Source organism: Pseudogemmobacter sp. W21_MBD1_M6 (assembly GCF_052119585.1).
In the GTDB taxonomy this organism is placed as follows: Bacteria; Pseudomonadota; Alphaproteobacteria; order Rhodobacterales; family Rhodobacteraceae; genus JBGQOJ01.
Genome location: NZ_JBGQOJ010000001.1, coordinates 112,118 through 128,663 on the forward strand (window position 1 = coordinate 112,118; position 16,546 = coordinate 128,663).

At 61.1% G+C, this 16,546-nt stretch carries 18 protein-coding genes; 8 read left to right on the forward strand and 10 right to left on the reverse strand.

The genetic code is table 11. From position 1 onward, the window contains the following. Positions 1-74: 74 nt before the first annotated feature. The 3 genes from ACEN2R_RS00360 to ACEN2R_RS00370 all read right to left on the reverse strand — a co-directional run bounded on the left by ACEN2R_RS00360 (position 75) and on the right by ACEN2R_RS00370 (position 4,619). Complete coding sequence (locus ACEN2R_RS00360) at positions 75-1,535, reverse strand: TolC family protein (RefSeq protein WP_442038062.1); 1,461 nt, start codon at positions 1,533-1,535, stop codon at positions 75-77. A 366-nt stretch (positions 1,536-1,901) separates the two neighbouring features. Beyond that, a complete protein-coding gene (locus tag ACEN2R_RS00365) occupies positions 1,902-3,068 on the reverse strand; it encodes a BamA/TamA family outer membrane protein (RefSeq protein ID WP_442038064.1) in 1,167 nt (388 codons plus the stop codon). 288 nt (positions 3,069-3,356) lie between these two features. After that, positions 3,357-4,619: an OmpP1/FadL family transporter gene (locus ACEN2R_RS00370; protein ID WP_442038066.1), complete on the reverse strand. Its 1,263-nt coding sequence runs from the start codon at positions 4,617-4,619 to the stop codon at positions 3,357-3,359. Between the two features lie 231 nt (positions 4,620-4,850). On the opposite strand from ACEN2R_RS00370, the gene rimO reads away from it, so the two are divergent. Together rimO and ACEN2R_RS00380 are read left to right on the forward strand one after the other, a co-directional pair. Continuing rightward, positions 4,851-6,233, forward strand: coding sequence for a 30S ribosomal protein S12 methylthiotransferase RimO (rimO, locus tag ACEN2R_RS00375; RefSeq protein WP_442038068.1), 1,383 nt, complete (start codon positions 4,851-4,853; stop codon positions 6,231-6,233). Between the two features lie 880 nt (positions 6,234-7,113). Continuing rightward, complete coding sequence (locus ACEN2R_RS00380) at positions 7,114-7,479, forward strand: hypothetical protein (RefSeq protein WP_442038070.1); 366 nt, start codon at positions 7,114-7,116, stop codon at positions 7,477-7,479. A 14-nt stretch (positions 7,480-7,493) separates the two neighbouring features. Here ACEN2R_RS00380 and ACEN2R_RS00385 read toward each other — a convergent pair whose 3' ends face one another. Continuing rightward, positions 7,494-7,850, reverse strand: coding sequence for a YigZ family protein (locus ACEN2R_RS00385; protein WP_442038072.1), 357 nt, complete (start codon positions 7,848-7,850; stop codon positions 7,494-7,496). A 5-nt stretch (positions 7,851-7,855) separates the two neighbouring features. Further along, a complete protein-coding gene (locus tag ACEN2R_RS00390) occupies positions 7,856-8,563 on the reverse strand; it encodes a M48 family metallopeptidase (RefSeq protein WP_442038074.1) in 708 nt (235 codons plus the stop codon). 170 nt (positions 8,564-8,733) lie between these two features. On the opposite strand from ACEN2R_RS00390, the gene ACEN2R_RS00395 reads away from it, so the two are divergent. Beyond that, complete coding sequence (locus tag ACEN2R_RS00395; protein WP_442038076.1) at positions 8,734-8,970, forward strand: hypothetical protein; 237 nt, start codon at positions 8,734-8,736, stop codon at positions 8,968-8,970. On the opposite strand, the gene ACEN2R_RS00400 is transcribed toward ACEN2R_RS00395, so the two are convergent. Continuing rightward, complete coding sequence (locus tag ACEN2R_RS00400) at positions 8,967-9,224, reverse strand: DUF167 domain-containing protein (RefSeq protein WP_442038078.1); 258 nt, start codon at positions 9,222-9,224, stop codon at positions 8,967-8,969. The two genes, ACEN2R_RS00395 and ACEN2R_RS00400, sit on opposite strands and share 4 nt — an antisense overlap. A 179-nt stretch (positions 9,225-9,403) precedes the next feature. Between ACEN2R_RS00400 and ACEN2R_RS00405 the strand changes: the two genes are divergently transcribed. From ACEN2R_RS00405 to ACEN2R_RS00415, 3 genes are all read left to right on the forward strand, one after another. Beyond that, positions 9,404-10,507 (forward strand): class II histone deacetylase, encoded by a 1,104-nt coding sequence (locus ACEN2R_RS00405; RefSeq protein WP_442038080.1) that lies wholly within the window; start codon positions 9,404-9,406, stop codon positions 10,505-10,507. Between the two features lie 92 nt (positions 10,508-10,599). After that, positions 10,600-11,178 carry a nitroreductase family protein gene (locus ACEN2R_RS00410; protein WP_442038082.1) on the forward strand — a complete coding sequence of 193 codons (579 nt, stop codon included), beginning with the start codon at positions 10,600-10,602 and terminating at the stop codon, positions 11,176-11,178. Further along, positions 11,178-11,876 (forward strand): EI24 domain-containing protein, encoded by a 699-nt coding sequence (locus ACEN2R_RS00415; RefSeq protein WP_442039449.1) that lies wholly within the window; start codon positions 11,178-11,180, stop codon positions 11,874-11,876. Before ACEN2R_RS00410 ends, ACEN2R_RS00415 begins: the two co-directional genes overlap by 1 nt. Here ACEN2R_RS00415 and ACEN2R_RS00420 read toward each other — a convergent pair. Together ACEN2R_RS00420 and mce are read right to left on the reverse strand one after the other, a co-directional pair. Continuing rightward, positions 11,830-12,123 (reverse strand): DUF1467 family protein, encoded by a 294-nt coding sequence (locus ACEN2R_RS00420; RefSeq protein ID WP_442038084.1) that lies wholly within the window; start codon positions 12,121-12,123, stop codon positions 11,830-11,832. The genes ACEN2R_RS00415 and ACEN2R_RS00420 overlap by 47 nt on opposite strands. Further along, on the reverse strand, positions 12,123-12,527 hold the full coding sequence (gene mce, locus ACEN2R_RS00425; protein WP_442038086.1) for a methylmalonyl-CoA epimerase: 405 nt from the start codon (positions 12,525-12,527) through the stop codon (positions 12,123-12,125). The genes ACEN2R_RS00420 and mce overlap by 1 nt, the downstream gene beginning before the upstream one ends. Before the next feature lie 151 nt (positions 12,528-12,678). Here mce and ACEN2R_RS00430 point away from each other — a divergent pair, with 151 nt between their 5' ends. Further along, positions 12,679-13,398: a response regulator gene (locus ACEN2R_RS00430; RefSeq protein WP_442038088.1), complete on the forward strand. Its 720-nt coding sequence runs from the start codon at positions 12,679-12,681 to the stop codon at positions 13,396-13,398. On the opposite strand, the gene ACEN2R_RS00435 is transcribed toward ACEN2R_RS00430, so the two are convergent. Further along, a complete protein-coding gene (locus ACEN2R_RS00435) occupies positions 13,395-14,108 on the reverse strand; it encodes a GNAT family N-acetyltransferase (protein ID WP_442038090.1) in 714 nt (237 codons plus the stop codon). The two genes, ACEN2R_RS00430 and ACEN2R_RS00435, sit on opposite strands and share 4 nt — an antisense overlap. Positions 14,109-14,329: 221 nt before the next feature. On the opposite strand from ACEN2R_RS00435, the gene ACEN2R_RS00440 reads away from it, so the two are divergent. Further along, the gene (locus tag ACEN2R_RS00440; RefSeq protein ID WP_442038092.1) at positions 14,330-14,527 is read left to right on the forward strand and encodes a Flp family type IVb pilin; all 198 of its coding nucleotides are present in this window, start codon (positions 14,330-14,332) and stop codon (positions 14,525-14,527) included. A gap of 210 nt (positions 14,528-14,737) precedes the next feature. Here the strand turns inward: ACEN2R_RS00440 and aspS are convergent, their stop codons facing one another. Then, positions 14,738-16,522, reverse strand: coding sequence for an aspartate--tRNA ligase (gene aspS, locus ACEN2R_RS00445; RefSeq protein WP_442038094.1), 1,785 nt, complete (start codon positions 16,520-16,522; stop codon positions 14,738-14,740). Positions 16,523-16,546 lie beyond the last annotated feature (24 nt).

Here is a 16,546-nt window from a genome sequence, read left to right on the forward strand (position 1 = left end):
ATACCTACTTCTTTTAAAATCGTGGCCGCAGCGGCCTGCATTCAATCAAGGACCAACCACAGCGGCCGGGGTATTCAGCGGTAGGCTTTTGTCGAAAGCTGACCGTCGGACAGAATATTCGCGACATATTTGACAACATCAGCATCAAGCGCGCCTGTGGCCCGGGCCCGCGCGACGGTTGCGGCAACATAGTTACGGCGCGTCGCCTGACGCAAAACCTGCGCGCGAACGACTTCCATTTGCGCCATACCGATTTCGACTTCGGTTGCACTTCCGGCGTCCATTTCCAGACGCAGCGCGGACAAACCTTGCGCCCGGTTGGTCACGACAGCCTGTAGCGCCTGATCGTTCTGCCACAGCGCGGCCAAAGCGGCGTGGGCGGTTTCCAGATCGTTGACCTGATCGCGCAAACGCTGCTCACGCTCGTGTTCGATCGCCAGCGCCTCGTTCAATTCGCGGGTCTTGGTCGCCTTGACGCGACCGCTGGTATACATGTCCCATTCCATCAGAACCCCGATATCCGTGGTCTCTGTCAGGCTGGAGCCGTCGAACAACGAACCACCACGATCACGGCGCGACCGCTCGGCCACCACCGACACACGGGGGCGCAGTTCCAGACGCGCACGCTCGACCTCTCTCAGGGCCGCCGAGAGCGTGCCTTTGAGGGATTGCTGCTCGGGGCTGTTCGCCACCGCGTTACGCTCTGCCTCGGTCAAGGGTTCGGGCCGTGGCAAAGGCCGCGACAGGTTCACCGCACGCGGCAGCGGGCAGGCAACGTCGGACGCCATGCGGCAAAAGCTGTCAACGCGAATGCGGTAATCGGCCTGGGCCACCGCAAGGTCGCTGCGCGCCCGCGCCAGTTCGGCCATGGTTTCGGCACGCTTGGACTGGCGCATCGCGCCCTCGCCGACCTGCTGTGCCTCGGACTGGTTCCGCGAGGTGTAATAGGCGACTTCGGCATTGGCCAAAGAGAACCGCTCCAGCGCTTCCGCACTGCCGATATAGCGGCGCAACATGCCATCCAGCGCATCCTGCTGCGCCACCATAAGATCCGCGCCGCGCGCGACCAATTCGGCCCGCGCCGACGCGATGTCAGCGGAGGCCGCGTAATCCAGAACCTTCTGGCGGGCGGTCAGGGTTGTGTCCAGCGTGGTGTATTTCGACGAGTTGCCAGCAAAAGACGGATTGGACGAATACAGGATATCCTGCTGTGTCTGCGTCTGCTCGATTGCCATGCTGACTTGCGGGCGGAAGGCGCGGCGCAATTCCTCGATACGGGCCTCGGATGCGGCGCGGCGCATTTCGGCGGCAGTGACAGACGGGCTTTTTTCGGTGGCAGAGGCGGCAAAGGCAAACAGGTCGCCCCCTGCTTGCGGCGGGCGCGGCGTGCCGATCGGGCCATAGTTGGGGCCCCTCGCCTCTTTGTCGACAAGCTGCACAACCTCGTCAAGGCTTCGCTCGAACTTCACAGGTTCGGCGCAACCACTGATGGCAACCAGGCCCAAGGCCAGAACATACGGGCTGGAAAACTTCAATTTGACACCTCTTGAACCGCTCTTTTGAAGACAGGAGTGTGCAAATCTCGCATTTATTAATATTCTTGGCCGTTCAACACAGGGGAACTACAAAACTCAATGAAAACTAGTCGGCAAAAAATTGCCTACGGCTGCACAATCTATCTATGCGGACAAGATGGCTTCGAATCAACATAATTCATCCATTCGGCGTATCGAAATCATCCTTTTGGATGCTTTTTTGACGCAAATGCGGCCCAATCAACAGGGTAGCGGGCTTTTATCCCCAGGCCGGAAAAAGTGCCTTGTAAAAGCCGCAATCAGTTGGCGAAGTCTCATATCATGCCGGTGTCCGGCTTCTGTCGTCCTGACATCACCGGCATTGTCTTAAAACACCGTTGAAAACGAAACCTGAAACTGCTGCGTTTTGTCGTAGGATTGCTTTTTGACCGGCTCGGCAACGCTAAGCTGGATCATCCCGATCCCCAGATCGTATTGTATCGTCAGGCCGGCCGAAGACCGCAAATGAAAGCCGTCATCTACCGCGTTCAGGCCAGCGGCTCCGCCCCCCGTCCGGTCAAGCCCCCACAACGATCCGGCATCGACGAACACGCCCGGAACCAGCTTTGCCTCGGCACCGAACACCTGCGGCAAACGCGCATCCAGACGCGCAGAAACGAAGGTTTTACCGCCCAAAGAGGCCGTGCCCGGAACATTCAGGTCACGCGGCCCGATCCCGGCAAAGGCAAAGCCGCGCACATCGCCAGCCCCGACAAAGAACCGGTCACCAATGCCGATGTCACCCTTCTGCGAGAACAGCATGCCGCCCTTCAGCGCCGCGCCCAGCGCGACCCGCCCGCCTGCGATCTCGTTTGATGTCTCCAGCCGGAAGGTGGTCTTCAGGTAATTCAAACTGTCGTTTGTCGCGACACCCTCTGCCGAGAACGTTGCGCTTGCGACGCCGAAATCATACGACAGCACGCCGCCGATACCGGTCGCATTCCGCGACCCTTCGTCATCGCGGATCAGCTTGGACGTCGCGGCATCCACGTTCTCGATCACATCATGCGAGAATCGCGCAAAGACCTGAATGCTGACTTCGTCGCTTTGATGCCATGTGAGGCTAGGCCTGATGCGGAAGCTTTTTGTGTCGAACCTGAACGTATCCGTCGCCCGCGTATCCACGTAGGACACCCCGACCCCGAAGGCCGGCGACCCGCCGAACATATTGTTGTTGCGGAAATCCAGACTGAATCGGCGGTCATCCTTGGCGATATTCACACCGAAGCGCAGCGACTGGTCACGCCCCAGAAACCGGTTCCGCGTAAACCCCAGGCTGACATTGCCGCCGATATCGGAACTATACCCAAGCCCGGCCGAGATGCTGCCGACCGGCGCGTCCCCGGCCTTGTCCATTGGATCAGGCACATCCGCATCATAGGCACCATCAAGACCGACGTTCTGCGCCCAGGCTCTGTCCGCGACGTTCAATCCAAGAACCGAAGCCAGAACAGCCGCAGACAGTGTCGCAATTTTGCACAGGGGCAGGGCCATCCGGTGTCTCCTGAAAGGTTCCACATCCGGGGTGTGGTCGCACCGGATAGTGTTCGCGCCGGACTGTGCGGCGAAACATAATAATTTTCAAAACCGCAGACTGCTTCCCGCGATGTTTAGCTAGATACTGTGACGTTATGGCAACTAGCCACTACGGGTGGGCGCAGTGATAGGGGCTTTCACCAAAGAATCAAGCGCCGAGTCGCCTGCGGTGAAACACTGCCCCGCCTTCGCGCGCCCACCCCCGCCCCGGCGTCGATGCGCACAGGGCGGGTGCCGCGCCCCCGCCTAGAACTTGCGCGACCAGCCAAGTGTCGCGCTGACCTGATGCATGTCGATCTTGATGGACGACCCCGGCGTTGTTCCAGCCGGCGTAACCTCTGGCCCGCTGACAGAATTCGGCACGGCATATGTCACCGCAAAATCAAACGAGTCCCGCTGGTTCTGACTGTAGCTGCCGCCGACCGTCAGATGGTGTTGAACCACCCCCGGCGCGATGATGTTCAACGTGACATCCTCGGGGCCGATGGGGTTTTCGGAATAGGCGTAACCGGCGCGCCACGTCATACGGTCGCTTTTGCGCCACTCTGCCCCCAGTTTGATAATCCCGATATCATCCCAGCCGAACCCCGCGCCGCCCTTTGCCCCCAGCGGACCCGCATTGCCCGCGTTGCCGATGGCCCCGACCCCGCTGTAAAAGATCCGCTGATAATCGGCCATCAGCGTCAGATCCGGCCGCGCGTCCCAGGCCACCCCGACCGTAAAAGAGGCGGGAATGTCAAAGCTGCCGCCATCCTCGAACAGGCCCGCATATTTCTTGAACTTCGACATCTTCATCTTGGTCTGCGCGGCCAGCCCGAAATGCAGCGTGTCGGACAGATCCACCTGCATCCCTGCCTTCAGGCCAAAGCCATGGGACCAGTCGCGCCCGTTATCGGTCAGTTTTGCAGCATCGGAGGACACACCGCTGAACGCTGCCAATCCCTCGGCGCTGAACGCCTGCACCGCCAGTGTCGGGGAGATGCCGAACGACAGGTTGCCGACCTTGCGCGCATAGGTGGCCGAGACGAACAACTGGCTTAGATCGACCCCCGCAGGCCCGCCACAATAGACCGATCCGCATCCGGCAGAGACCACAGGATAGGTCGTATTCATCCCGCCGTTGCCATAGGCCGAAATGTTGAACACATCGCCATTCGCAAGCGGCATATTGTATGAAAAGTTCGGGATCGGGAATAACGGCTTGTCACTGCGCAAGGACGTGGCCGGGACAAAGCCTGTTCCGGTGGCCTCGAACCCGCGGTTTGGCGAAAACAGTTCCAGCCCCAATTGCAATTCGCGCCCCACATCGACGATACCCGCGGGGTTCACGGTGGCCGACATCGCGTTCACCGAATGGGCCACGCCCGCCCCGCCCTGCGCCCGCTGCACCGCGTCATTCCCCAGCGCGAAATACCCTTCGGTCGCGCTGGCACCGCTTGCCGAAAGCACCGTCGCCGCGACAAGCGCCATCAGCCCCGCAAAAGCGCGGGTTGTTCTGTATTCAGTCATTGAGTCACCTCCCAAGGTGTTCGCCGGCCGGTCGCACCCCTTGCCCCAAACAAAGGACACGCCGCCGATCCGTGTTGTGTGTGTCGTGGCGTGAGACTCACAAAATCATAGATGTGAATGCTTGCATACGAAAAACTTATCCTCGCTGCGGCGGATCATTCGCGGCAGCGCCCCGCCCCGCAATATCAACCCCTCTTCCCCCGCAGCGCCCGCGCGCCTATATACGCGGCCATGACCCAGAACCCGCCCAACCTCCGCCCCGATCTTGCGCCCAAGGCCAAGTTTTCCGACGCCCCCCGCGCAGGCCAGCCGACCATCGGCATGGTCAGCCTTGGCTGCCCCAAGGCGCTGGTGGACAGCGAACGCATCCTGACCCGCCTGCGCGCCGAAGGTTACGCGATCAGCCCCGACTACACGGGCGCGGATGCAGTCATCGTCAACACCTGCGGCTTCCTCGACAGCGCCAAGGCGGAATCGCTGGACGCCATCGGCGAGGCGCTGCGCGAGAACGGCAAGGTCATCGTCACCGGCTGCCTTGGCGCGGACCCCGACTATATCCGCGAACACCACCCCAACATCCTGGCTGTCACCGGCCCGCACCAATACGAACAGGTGCTGGATGCCGTGCACAGCGCCATCCCGCCCTCGCCCGATCCGTTCATCGACCTGCTGCCCGCAACCGGCGTCACCCTGACCCCGCGCCACTACAGCTACCTCAAGATCTCCGAGGGCTGTAACCACAAGTGCAAGTTCTGCATCATCCCCGACATGCGCGGCCTGCTGCAATCGCGCCCCGCCCATGCCATCCTGCGCGAGGCGGAAAAGCTGGTAGAGGCGGGCGTCAAGGAACTGCTGGTCATCTCTCAGGATACATCCGCCTACGGGCTTGACCGCAATTACGACATGAACCCGTGGAAGGACCGGCAGGTGCGCAGCCACATCACCGACCTTGCCCGCGAACTGGGCCAGTTCGGCGCATGGGTGCGGCTGCACTACGTCTACCCCTACCCCCATGTGCGCGACCTGATCCCGCTGATGGCGGACGGCCTTGTGCTGCCCTACCTCGACATTCCGTTCCAGCATGCCGACACCGGCGTTCTGAAACGCATGGCCCGCCCCGCCGCCGCCGCCCGCACGCTGGACGAAATCGCCGCCTGGCGCGCCATATGCCCCGACATCACCCTGCGCTCGACCTTTATCGTCGGCTATCCCGGAGAGACCGAGGCAGAGTTCCAGACCCTGCTGGACTGGATGGACGAGGCGCAACTGGATCGCGTCGGCTGCTTTCAATACGAAAACGTCGCGGGCGCACGGTCGAACGCCCTGCCAGACCATGTGCCCGACGAGGTCAAGCAAGAGCGTTGGGACCGGTTCATGGAAAAGGCCCAGACCATTTCCGCCGCCAAGCTGGAGGTCAAAGTCGGCACCACCTGTCAGGTTCTGGTCGATAGCGTCGACGACGAAGGCGCCACCTGCCGCACCATGGCCGACGCCCCCGAGATCGACGGCAACCTGTTCATCGACGAAGGCTTCGAAGGGTTGAAGGCCGGGGATCTTGTGACCGTGGAAGTGGACGAGGCGAGCGAGTACGATCTGTGGGGAACGGTTGTTTAGGTGCGAATCAACCTATTGCGCGACCGACTTCAAGAACCACTAGATGAACGATTCTCGAAATAAAACCATTGTGAGGCTTCACATATTAGCGCTCTGAAGGCTTGACACGCCTTTGTTTTATGGTTTAGACGGCAGTAGGCAGTACTAGATTAAACATATCCCTTAACGGTTGTGGTCAACTGCAAAACCTCCTAAGATAAAAAAAGCGGAAGTGCCTTGCAGGGCATTTCCGCTTTTAGAAGGAAAAGAAACGGTAGCTATAAGCGACCGATGCTTAGGTAAATCCTCCAGTGTATGGAAATAGGATATATCCTTACGCATCATAGTTCAATGGCCGCCTTCAACTAATAGAAGGAAGATTATTTTGGCGTACGCTCCCGTAAAAAACAGTAGTCCCAGACTGAACACAACCCTCGCTGCTCATATTAAATGGCTGTGGCACTACACCCAATTAAATCAGGCTCAGATTGCCGCAGTCCTTGGAGCAATCAATCAGGGACGTGTTTCAGAAGTGATCAATGGTCACCGCTTCGCAAACACTCTTCCTCAAAAATTCGAGGGTACTTTGCATTATGAGTAAGTCAGAGCAAACCTCCAAAAAAGTGGCAAAGATAGCATCGTCTTTGCTGCGCAACCCCAAAACTCCAGCGAAAGTTAAATCTGTTGCGGCATCGGCGCTAACTCAGTCGCCGAACAAGAAGCCCAAGCGATAGACATCCGTGGGCGCGAGTAAATACGCGCCCACTTTTTCTCGGACCGTCCAATATCGACGGTCTGCGCCCCCCATTGAAAAATCCCGCATTCGGGCGCACTATTCCCGCCACGTAGCATCGGGACCAGCCTGAGATATGCGTCCCGGAAAACAAGGGAGGGACGGATTGTGGAAGTTGATCGTACCTATGTTCTCTTCGGTTTTGCGTGGCTTTTGTTTGGTATGGCGTTCGGGATTTATATGGGCATCACTGCGCAGGAAAATCTGACGAACACCCATGCCCATGCCAATCTTGTCGGCTTTGTCCTGTCGGCCTTGTTCGGGCTGTTGCACCGAAGCTGGCCGACGATGGGGGCCTCGCGGGTGGCGGGTATTCAGTTGTGGGTCTACCAGATCGGCGCCGTGTTGCTGGTGTCGGGCAAATACGTCGTCGATACCGGCGGCGGCGAAGGTCTGGTGATTGTGGGGTCGCTGGTCACATTGACCGGCACCGCCCTGATGGCCTGGCTGTTCCTGACCCACGCCAAGCACTGAACCCTGTGTGCGGGTCAGGCGGCGGCTTCGGCTTCCAGATAGACCCGCACGCAGTCCTGCACATGGCGGAACCGGTCGCCCCCCAGATGCTTGCCGCCATACCAGCGCGTCACCACGATCACGTGGTTGCGCAGGCCCTCGCGCTCCAGCATCCGCAAGATCACCATGCCCGCGCCCGACTCTCCGTCGTCGTTCTTGAGCGGCGCATCGTCCAGCAGCACCGCCCAGGTGTTATGCGTGGCCTTTGCGTATTTCTTTGCCTGCTTCAGCGTCTTCAGAAAGGCGTCCACCTCGTCGCGGCTGGACACGAGGCCGCCGGATACCGCGTATTTCGACCCGCGGTCACTGACGACCCCCTCGATCTGGCGCAAGGCCGCTATAGCCCTGCGGCTGTTCGGCGCACTGTGTCGATCCGCGCCGCGTTCGGCGGATGCGACCCCAAAAAGCGGTTGCCGGGGTCGGGGATGCGCGCGAAATACTGCGCGCCCCGCACCGGATCATAGCCCGCCTTATAGGCGATCACCGTGCCAAGGCTGTCCGCCTCAAGCTCGTAATCCTTCGAGAACCGCCGCCCACCGACGGTCGCGCCGATCTGCTGCACGGTTTCCAGCCCCTGCCCCTCAATCCCCAGCGCGGCCCCCAACAGCGTGCCCAGAACCGCCCCTGTCTGCGCCGACTGCTGCCCGCGCGGGATATGCCCCTCGATATGGTGCGAGGCCTCGTGACCAAGGATAAACGCCAGCTCGTCCTGATTTTGCGCCTCGGCGATCAGCGCAAGGGTAAAGGCGATGATCGGGCGGCCCTGTTTGTCGAGCGTCTGATAGGCGTTCGGTGGTTCGCCGGCGCGGTCATCGACCACGATCTGTAGGTTGCAATCCGTGTTACTGGTCCGCGCGCGGCACTCGGCCTCTGCCACCGGCTCGACGCGGCTGACCACGGTTGCAAAGTTCCGCGCGGCGGTGTCGGCGTTCAACCGGGTGACAGGCGCGGGGGCCTGCGCCCGTTGCTGCGGTGCGGGTGCAGGGGCCACAACCTCGACGCATCCCGCCAGACCAAGCACCACCAAAAGACCAATTCCGCGCATATCCACCTCGTTATTCTGTATTCTGTGCCATTCTGGCTTGCGTGAAACTAGCAGACCTTGGCGCGGCCTCCACCCCCCAAATGCACAACACTCACGCGGTTGTGCGGTCCGCCGCCCATCGGGTGTGACGCGGGGCTTGCATTGCGGTGCGGCTGTCGTAAGCTTGGGTCATGTTTACCATCGAGCATGACTTCGACGCGACCGTGATCACCCTTGTCGACGAGGGGGCTGTGCATTTGCAGGAAGACATCACGATCAACGCCTTCGAGGATTGCATCACCGTAGAGCAATTGGACCCCCGCTCAGAGACCGTGCAGAAGGTTACCCTGTCACTGAACCAGCTGCGCGATCTTTCGGCGGCGCTGGACCTGCCCGAAGGGGTCTACAGACGGCAACCCACCTCCTAGCCGTCGATGCGGAACACCTTGTCGCGCGATGTGGCGCCACGGATCAGCACCAGCCGCGTTTTGGCCACGCCCAACGCCTTTGACAAAAGCTTTGCCACCGCCGCCGTCGCCTTGCCGTCCTCGGGCACGGTGGTGACATACACGCGGATCACGCCCCCTTCCTCGACCACCAGATTGCGCGAGGCCTTGGGCGTCACGCGCACGGCGATTTCGGCGCCGTCCTTTGCCAGATGGGAAAGTGTTGGGTGGGTCATGGGGTGTTGTGTCTCTTCAGGGCGCGGGATTGCCCGGCAAAGGCTAGCCGGTTCAGGGCGGGCCAAAAAGGTCTATGCGCTTCGCGCGAGGATATTTTTAGAACCAAGATCGGCAAAGAGATGCTGGTTCGGGGCCGGATGGGCGTTTAGGATCGCCGGAGGCAGGCAAGGAGAGCGGAATGCGCACAGGGTTTTTCTGGGACGAGCGGTCATTCTGGCATGCGGGCGGCAATTATGCCCTGACCCTGCCGGTGGGCGGGCTGGTGCAACCGATGTCCGCAGGTGGCCTGCCCGAAAGCCCGGAAACAAAGCGGCGGTTGAAGAACCTGCTGGATGTGACCGGGTTGATCCACGACCTTCAGGCGCGGTCTGCCCCTGCGGCGACGCTGGACGATCTGGTGCGGGTCCATCCCGCGGCATATCTGCACGCCTTCAAAAAGCTGTCGGATGCGGGCGGCGGCGAATTGGGGCTGCGCGCGCCATTCGGGCGCGGCGGGTTCGAACTGGCGGCGCTGTCAGCGGGGCTGACCAAGGGCGCGCTGTATTCCGTGCTGAACGGGGACACGCAGAACGCCTATGCCCTGTCGCGCCCGCCGGGGCATCACTGTCTGCCCGAGATGCCGAACGGGTTCTGCCTGCTGGCCAATATCGCCATAGCGGTGGAGGCGGCGCTGGCAGAGGGAATGACCGACCGGGTGGCTGTGCTGGACTGGGATGTGCACCACGGCAACGGGACAGAGGCGATTTTCTACGACCGCCCCGAGGTTCTGACAATTTCCATACATCAGGAATACAATTACCCGCTGGACACCGGCGACGCCGGCGACAGGGGCGCGGATGCGGGGCGCGGCGCGAACATGAACATCCCCCTGCCCCCCGGCGGCGGGCACCGGCTGTATTTGCAGGCGATGGAACGTCTGGCCCTGCCGGCACTGACGCGGTTCAGGCCCGATGTGATCATCGTCGCCTGCGGCTATGATGCGGCGGCGATTGATCCGCTGGGCCGGATGATGGCCACCGCCGATACCTTTCGCCGGATGACAGAGATGGTGACAGAGGCGGCGGCAGATCTTTGCGGCGGGCGTCTGGTTCTGGTCCACGAGGGCGGCTATTCCGAGGTTTATGTGCCGTTCTGCGGCCATGCCGTTCTGCAAACGCTGTCGGGTTCGGCCATCGACGCGCCCGATCCCTTTGCAGAGACCTTTGCCGCGCGGCAACCCCTGGCGCGGTTCGATGCCTTTGCCGAAGGGGTGATCACAGACCTGGCCGGGTTCTTTTTCTAGCCCGGCCTTTGGCCCGCGTCATTCCCAACCGTCAAGACCTTGAAATTCGGGCGGGAATGGCCGACATCGGTGGAAACAACAGGAAGATTTGCATGCTTACGCCAAACCCCGCAGCGATGGATTTTTTGCTGACCCGCCGCTCTCGTCCGGCAAAGACGATGACCGGCCCTTATCCTGACCGCGCGGCGCTGATGCCGATCCTGACCGCAGCCGCCCGCACCCCCGACCACGGCAAACTGGAACCATGGCGCTTTGTCGTGCTGGACCGCGCCGCGCTTGACCGCCTGGCCGCCCTTGCCGTCGCACGCGGGGCCGCGCTGGGTCTTGACGGCGAAAAAATGGCCAAGGGGCGCGACCAGTTCGCGCAGTCCGGGCTGGCGGTCGCGGTTGTCTCTTGCCCCAGGCCCTCGGACAAGGTTCCTGCGATTGAGCAGGTCTATTCCGCAGGCGCGGTCTGCCTCGCGATGGTCAATGCGGCGCTTGCCGCGGGCTGGGGCGCGAACTGGTTGTCCGGCTGGGTCAGCCACGACCGCGCCTTTGTCGAACAGGGGCTGGGGCTGGGCGACCACGAAAGCGTCGCGGGCTTTATCCATATCGGCACCGAAACCAGCGCCCCGCCGGACCGCCCGCGCCCCGATCTGGACGCGATAACCACATGGGCATCCGAATGATCCTTGGCGATTTCCTGAAGGCGCTGGGGCAGATCACCGACCCGCGCTTTCGCCGTGTGCTGTGGGTTGGGATTGGCCTGACTGTGGCGCTGCTGTTCGGGATCTATGCGCTGTTTCTGGGGGCGATCCAGATCTTTGTGCCCGACACGATGACCCTGCCCTGGATCGGGTCCGTCCAATGGGTGCACGAACTGGTGTCGGGCGCGTCGATCCTGCTGATGATGGGGCTGTCGGTGTTTTTGATGGTCCCTGTCGCCTCGGCGTTCACCGGCCTGTTTCTGGAGGATGTCGCGAAGGCAGTCGAAGAAAAGCACTATCCCCATCTGCCGCCGGTTCCGCGCATTCCCGTGACCGAGATCGTTCAGGATACACTGGGTTTTTTCGCATTGCTGGTGGTGGTGAACATCGCCGCTCTGGTGCTCTACCTGATGTTCGCGCCATTGGCGCCATTCATCTTCTGGGCCGTGAACGGTTTTCTGCTGGGGCGCGAATATTTTCAGCTGGTCGCGATGCGCCGTCTGGGGCGCGACGGGGCAAAGCGGCTGCGCGACCGCCACAAAGCCCAGATCTGGCTGGCCGGCATTCTTATGGCCCTACCGCTGTCGGTGCCGCTGTTGAACCTGATCGTGCCGATACTGGGGGCTGCGACCTTTACTCATTTGGTCCAAAGGTTGGCAAAGGATCAAGGCGGTTCATAACGTCGAAATCCCGCACCGTGATCACACCCGACAGGATCACGCCACCAAGCAGAACCCAAAGCACGGCGGTGATCATCGTCACCCGCATGGCCACCCGGCGCGGTTTGAAATCGGACGGCGCAGAGGCATGCGTGCCCGGCTCGACCTTGCCCTCTTGTTGTTGGGTATGGCTGACGAAGGGCAGAACACAGAACAACACCAGAAACCAAAGCACGGCGAACAGAACGATTGCAGAGGTGATGGACATCAGACTTGTTCCAGTTCGATCAATGTGCCGTTGAAATCCTTGGGGTGCAGGAACAGAACCGGCTTGCCGTGGGCACCGATCTTCGGCTCTGCGCCGCCCAGAATGCGCGCGCCCTCGGCCAACAGATGCGCCCGCGCCGCCATGATGTCGTCCACCTCGTAGCAGATATGGTGAATCCCCCCCGAGGGGTTCTTTTCCAGAAAGCCGTTGATAGGGCTGTTCTCGCCCAGCGGATACAAAAGCTCGATCTTGGTGTTCGGCAGCTCGATGAAAATCACCGTGACGCCGTGATCTGGCTCGTCCTGCGGTGCGCCGACCTTGGCACCCAGCATGCCGCGGTATTGCGCGGCGGCCGCGTCAAGGTCGGGAACGGCTATGGCAACGTGGTTGAGACGACCGATCATATCAGGGCTCCTTTGGTCAGGGTTGCCCGCGTTATGTCCTGTCCAAAGGCCCCGTGCAAGCGGCGCAAAGACGCATGCCCGCAGGGTTGTTAACCCGACATTAGGACTAACGCGGCTTAACTGGGAATCATCGCAACCCAAGGGGGCCGACATGACGGATGATCTTGACCACTACGCACGTGCCAACCAGCCCAGCGCAACGCAGCCTCTGGCGGGGCTGACTGTTCTGGTGGTCGAAGACAGCCGTTTCGCACGCGAGGCGGTGCGCCTGTTGTGCCTGCGCAGCGGGGCGCGGATCAGGCGGGCCGACTGCCTGCGCTCGGCAGAACTGCATCTGCGGGTCTACCGCCCTGCCGTCATGGTGATCGACCTGGGCCTGCCCGACGGATCGGGGCTGGACCTGATCCGCGAACTGGCCGGCGCGCGGCCCCGCATCACCACCGTTCTGGCGACCAGCGGCGACACCGGCGGCGAAGCCGCCGCACTCGCGGCAGGGGCCGACGGGTTTCTTCCCAAACCCCTAGAAAGCCTTGCTGCCTTCCAGCAGATGGTTCTTGGCACTCTGCCGCTTGACCGTCGCCCGATCGGGCCGCGCGTTCTGTCAAAGGACGAAATCCATCCCGACATGATCGCCTATCTTGATGACATGGCCCATGTGGTCGATGTGATGACCAACAGTTCCGACGACCGGACGCTGGACTATATCGCGCAGTTTCTGGCGGGTGTCGCGCGCAGCGCGAACGACCGCGATCTGGCAATTGCCGCCTCGGTACTGGTCAAACACCGCGCGGCGGGCAGACCCTTTCGGTCCGATCTCGCCCGCGTGGCAGGCATGGTGCAGGAACGCCTGGAACAACGGGCCGCTGTCTAGAACCGCAACGCCGGGTCATCACAAACCCTGACCAGCGCCGTCAAATCGGACAGACGTTCGGACTGCCGCCCATCAGCATCGAAATTGGACGGCGCCAACCAAGCCTCGAACGCCTCTTTCAACGCTGGCCATTCCGCATCGATCGCCGCGAACCAGGCCGTATCCCGGTTATGGCCTTTGACTACCGCCGCCTGCCTGAAAACCCCCTCGAAACTGAAGCCAAACCGCTCCGCCGCGCGGCGCGACCCCAGGTTCAGCGCATTGCACTTCCACTCGAACCGACGATAACCGGCATCGAACGCCCAGGCCATCATCAGATAGATCGCCTCGGTCGCGGCACGGGTCCGCTGCAATTCGGGGGAAAAGTTGATGTGCCCGACTTCGATGGAACCGGCCTCGGGCGTGATCCGAAGATAGCTGGCAACGCCGGACCAATGGCCGGTCTCCAGATTTTGGACGGCATAGAACAGCGGGTCCTGTCCTTCGGTGACGTCGCGCAGCCAGCGATGGTACCCGGCAGCCGAGGTAAAGGGGCCGTAAGGCAGGTAATCCCAGATCGCATCCTTGGCGCTGTTTGCGCGGTGCAGATCCGCGCCGTGCGCATCCGCATTCAGTTTTTCAAGACGCACGTATCGCCCAGTCAAGGGGATACCCTCGGGGCGCGGCGGCGGCACCCAATGCGGCAGCGCCTGCCCGAACTTCTCTGTCATACCGATACTCACCTGTCCTTGTTCTACTCAAATAATAGCCCTCCGAAAAGGCGCGTCCAGTGAATAAACTTGTCCGTATTCGCCCCGATCAAACCCTGAAAGCGTCCCGAACACGATGCAGGCGTTCCGCATTCCTGACGCATTTCAAAGGCAAAAGATGGATATTGCGGATCGACACCGCGTTTCGATTATTGCCATTTAAAAGAGTGAGCGAGTAACCAATGAACAAACTGAAGCGATTTGCAAAAGACGAAAACGGCAATGTGACGATCGACTGGATCGTCCTCGCCTCTGGTATTGTCATGCTGGGCGTTGCAATTCTGGCGACGCTGTCGTCCGGTGTGATGCGCATTTCAACCGACACTGCCGAAGTGATCGACACAATAACCGTCAGCGACGAATACGCCTATAAGGGCTAATTCCGAAGACGGTGGCGCGAAAAGCACTGATCACAAAACATGCAATAAAGGCCTGAAATTAAAGCAATACGCCGCCAAAATTTCCCTTTTACAACATATCCGCCCGTTCCCCCTTATCCCCAACCGAACAGAAAAAAACCAGACCGGATCGCGCCGGTCTGGCTTGTAAACTGTATCGTTCAACATCACAGCCGCAAGGCCGGTGCGGTATTACGCCTTGTCCTGCGGAATAACCCGCAGGCCCAGCTCGCGCATCTGCTCGTTCATCGGCTCCGACGGGGCCCCCATCATCAGGTCTTCGGCACGCTGGTTCATCGGGAACAGGATAACCTCGCGGATGTTCGCCTCGTCGGCCAGCAGCATGACGATCCGGTCGATCCCTGCGGCACAGCCACCGTGCGGCGGGGCACCGTATTTGAACGCGTTCACCATGCCGCCAAACCGCTTGCGCACTTCGTCCTCGCCGTAACCGGCAATGTCGAAGGCCTTGAACATGATCTCGGGCTTGTGGTTCCGGATCGCCCCCGAAATCAGCTCGTAGCCGTTGCAGGCCAGATCGTATTGATAGCCCAGAACATCCAGAGGGTCGCTGTTTTCCAGCGCCTGCATGCCCCCCTGCGGCATCGAGAACGGATTGTGCGAAAAGTCGATCTTGCCGCTGTCCTCGTCCGCCTCGTACATCGGGAAATCCACGATCCAGGCAAAGGCAAAGCGGTTCAGGTCGGTCAGGCCCAGTTCTGTGCCGATCTCGGTGCGTGCACGCCCCGCGACCTTTTCAAAGGCCCCCGGCTTGCCACCAAGAAAGAACGCCGCATCGCCAAGACCAAGGCCAAGCTGTTGGCGAATGGCTTCGGTCCGCTCGGGGCCGATGTTCTTGGCCAGGGGGCCTGCCGCCTCCATCACGCCATCGGTTTCTCGCCAGAAAATATACCCCATCCCCGGCAGGCCCTCTTTCTGGGCAAAGGCGTTCATCCGGTCGCAGAACTTGCGGCTGCCGCCGGTTGGCGCGGGAATGGCCCGGATTTCGGTGCCTTCGTTTTCCAGCAACTTGGCAAAGATCGCAAACCCCGAGCCTTTGAAATGCTCGGACACAACCTGCATGCGGATCGGGTTGCGCAGGTCGGGCTTGTCGGTGCCATACCACAGCGCCGCGTCCTTATAGCTGATCTGCTCCCAGGTCTGGTCCACCGTCCTGCCGCCGCCGAACTCTTCGAAAATCCCGCCGACAACGGGTTGGATCGTGTCGAATACGTCCTGCTGCTCGACAAAACTCATCTCGAGGTCAAGCTGGTAGAAATCGGTGGGCGAGCGATCTGCCCGCGGGTCTTCGTCGCGGAAACAGGGCGCAATCTGAAAGTATTTGTCAAAGCCGGACACCATCAACAGCTGTTTGAACTGCTGCGGCGCCTGCGGCAGGGCGTAGAATTTTCCGGGGTGCTGCCGCGACGGCACCAGAAAATCGCGCGCGCCTTCGGGGCTGGATGCCGTGATGATCGGCGTCTGGAATTCCTTGAACCCGCGCGCCCACATGCGCTGCCGCATAGAGGCCACGACATCCGACCGCAGCACCATATTGCGCTGCAACTTTTCGCGCCGCAGATCAAGAAAGCGGTATTTCAGGCGAGTCTCCTCGGGGTATTCCTGATCGCCGAACACCTGCAACGGCAGTTCCTCGGACGCGCCAAGCACCTCCAGCCCGCGCACGAACACCTCGACCTCGCCGGTCGGGATCTTGGGGTTCACCAACGCCGCCGCGCGGGCCTTTACCTCGCCGTCGATGCGGATACACCATTCGGCGCGCACCTTTTCCACGTCCTTGAACGCGGGGCTGTCGGGGTCGGCCAGAATTTGCGTGATGCCGTAGTGGTCGCGCAGGTCGATGAACAAGATGCCGCCATGATCGCGCACGCGATTGACCCAACCGGACAGACGCACCGTCTGGCCCACATGGGAAGAGTTCAGGTCAGCGCAGGTATGGCTACGAAAGGCGTGCATCAGGGGTCCCCTTTTGGGCGAAAA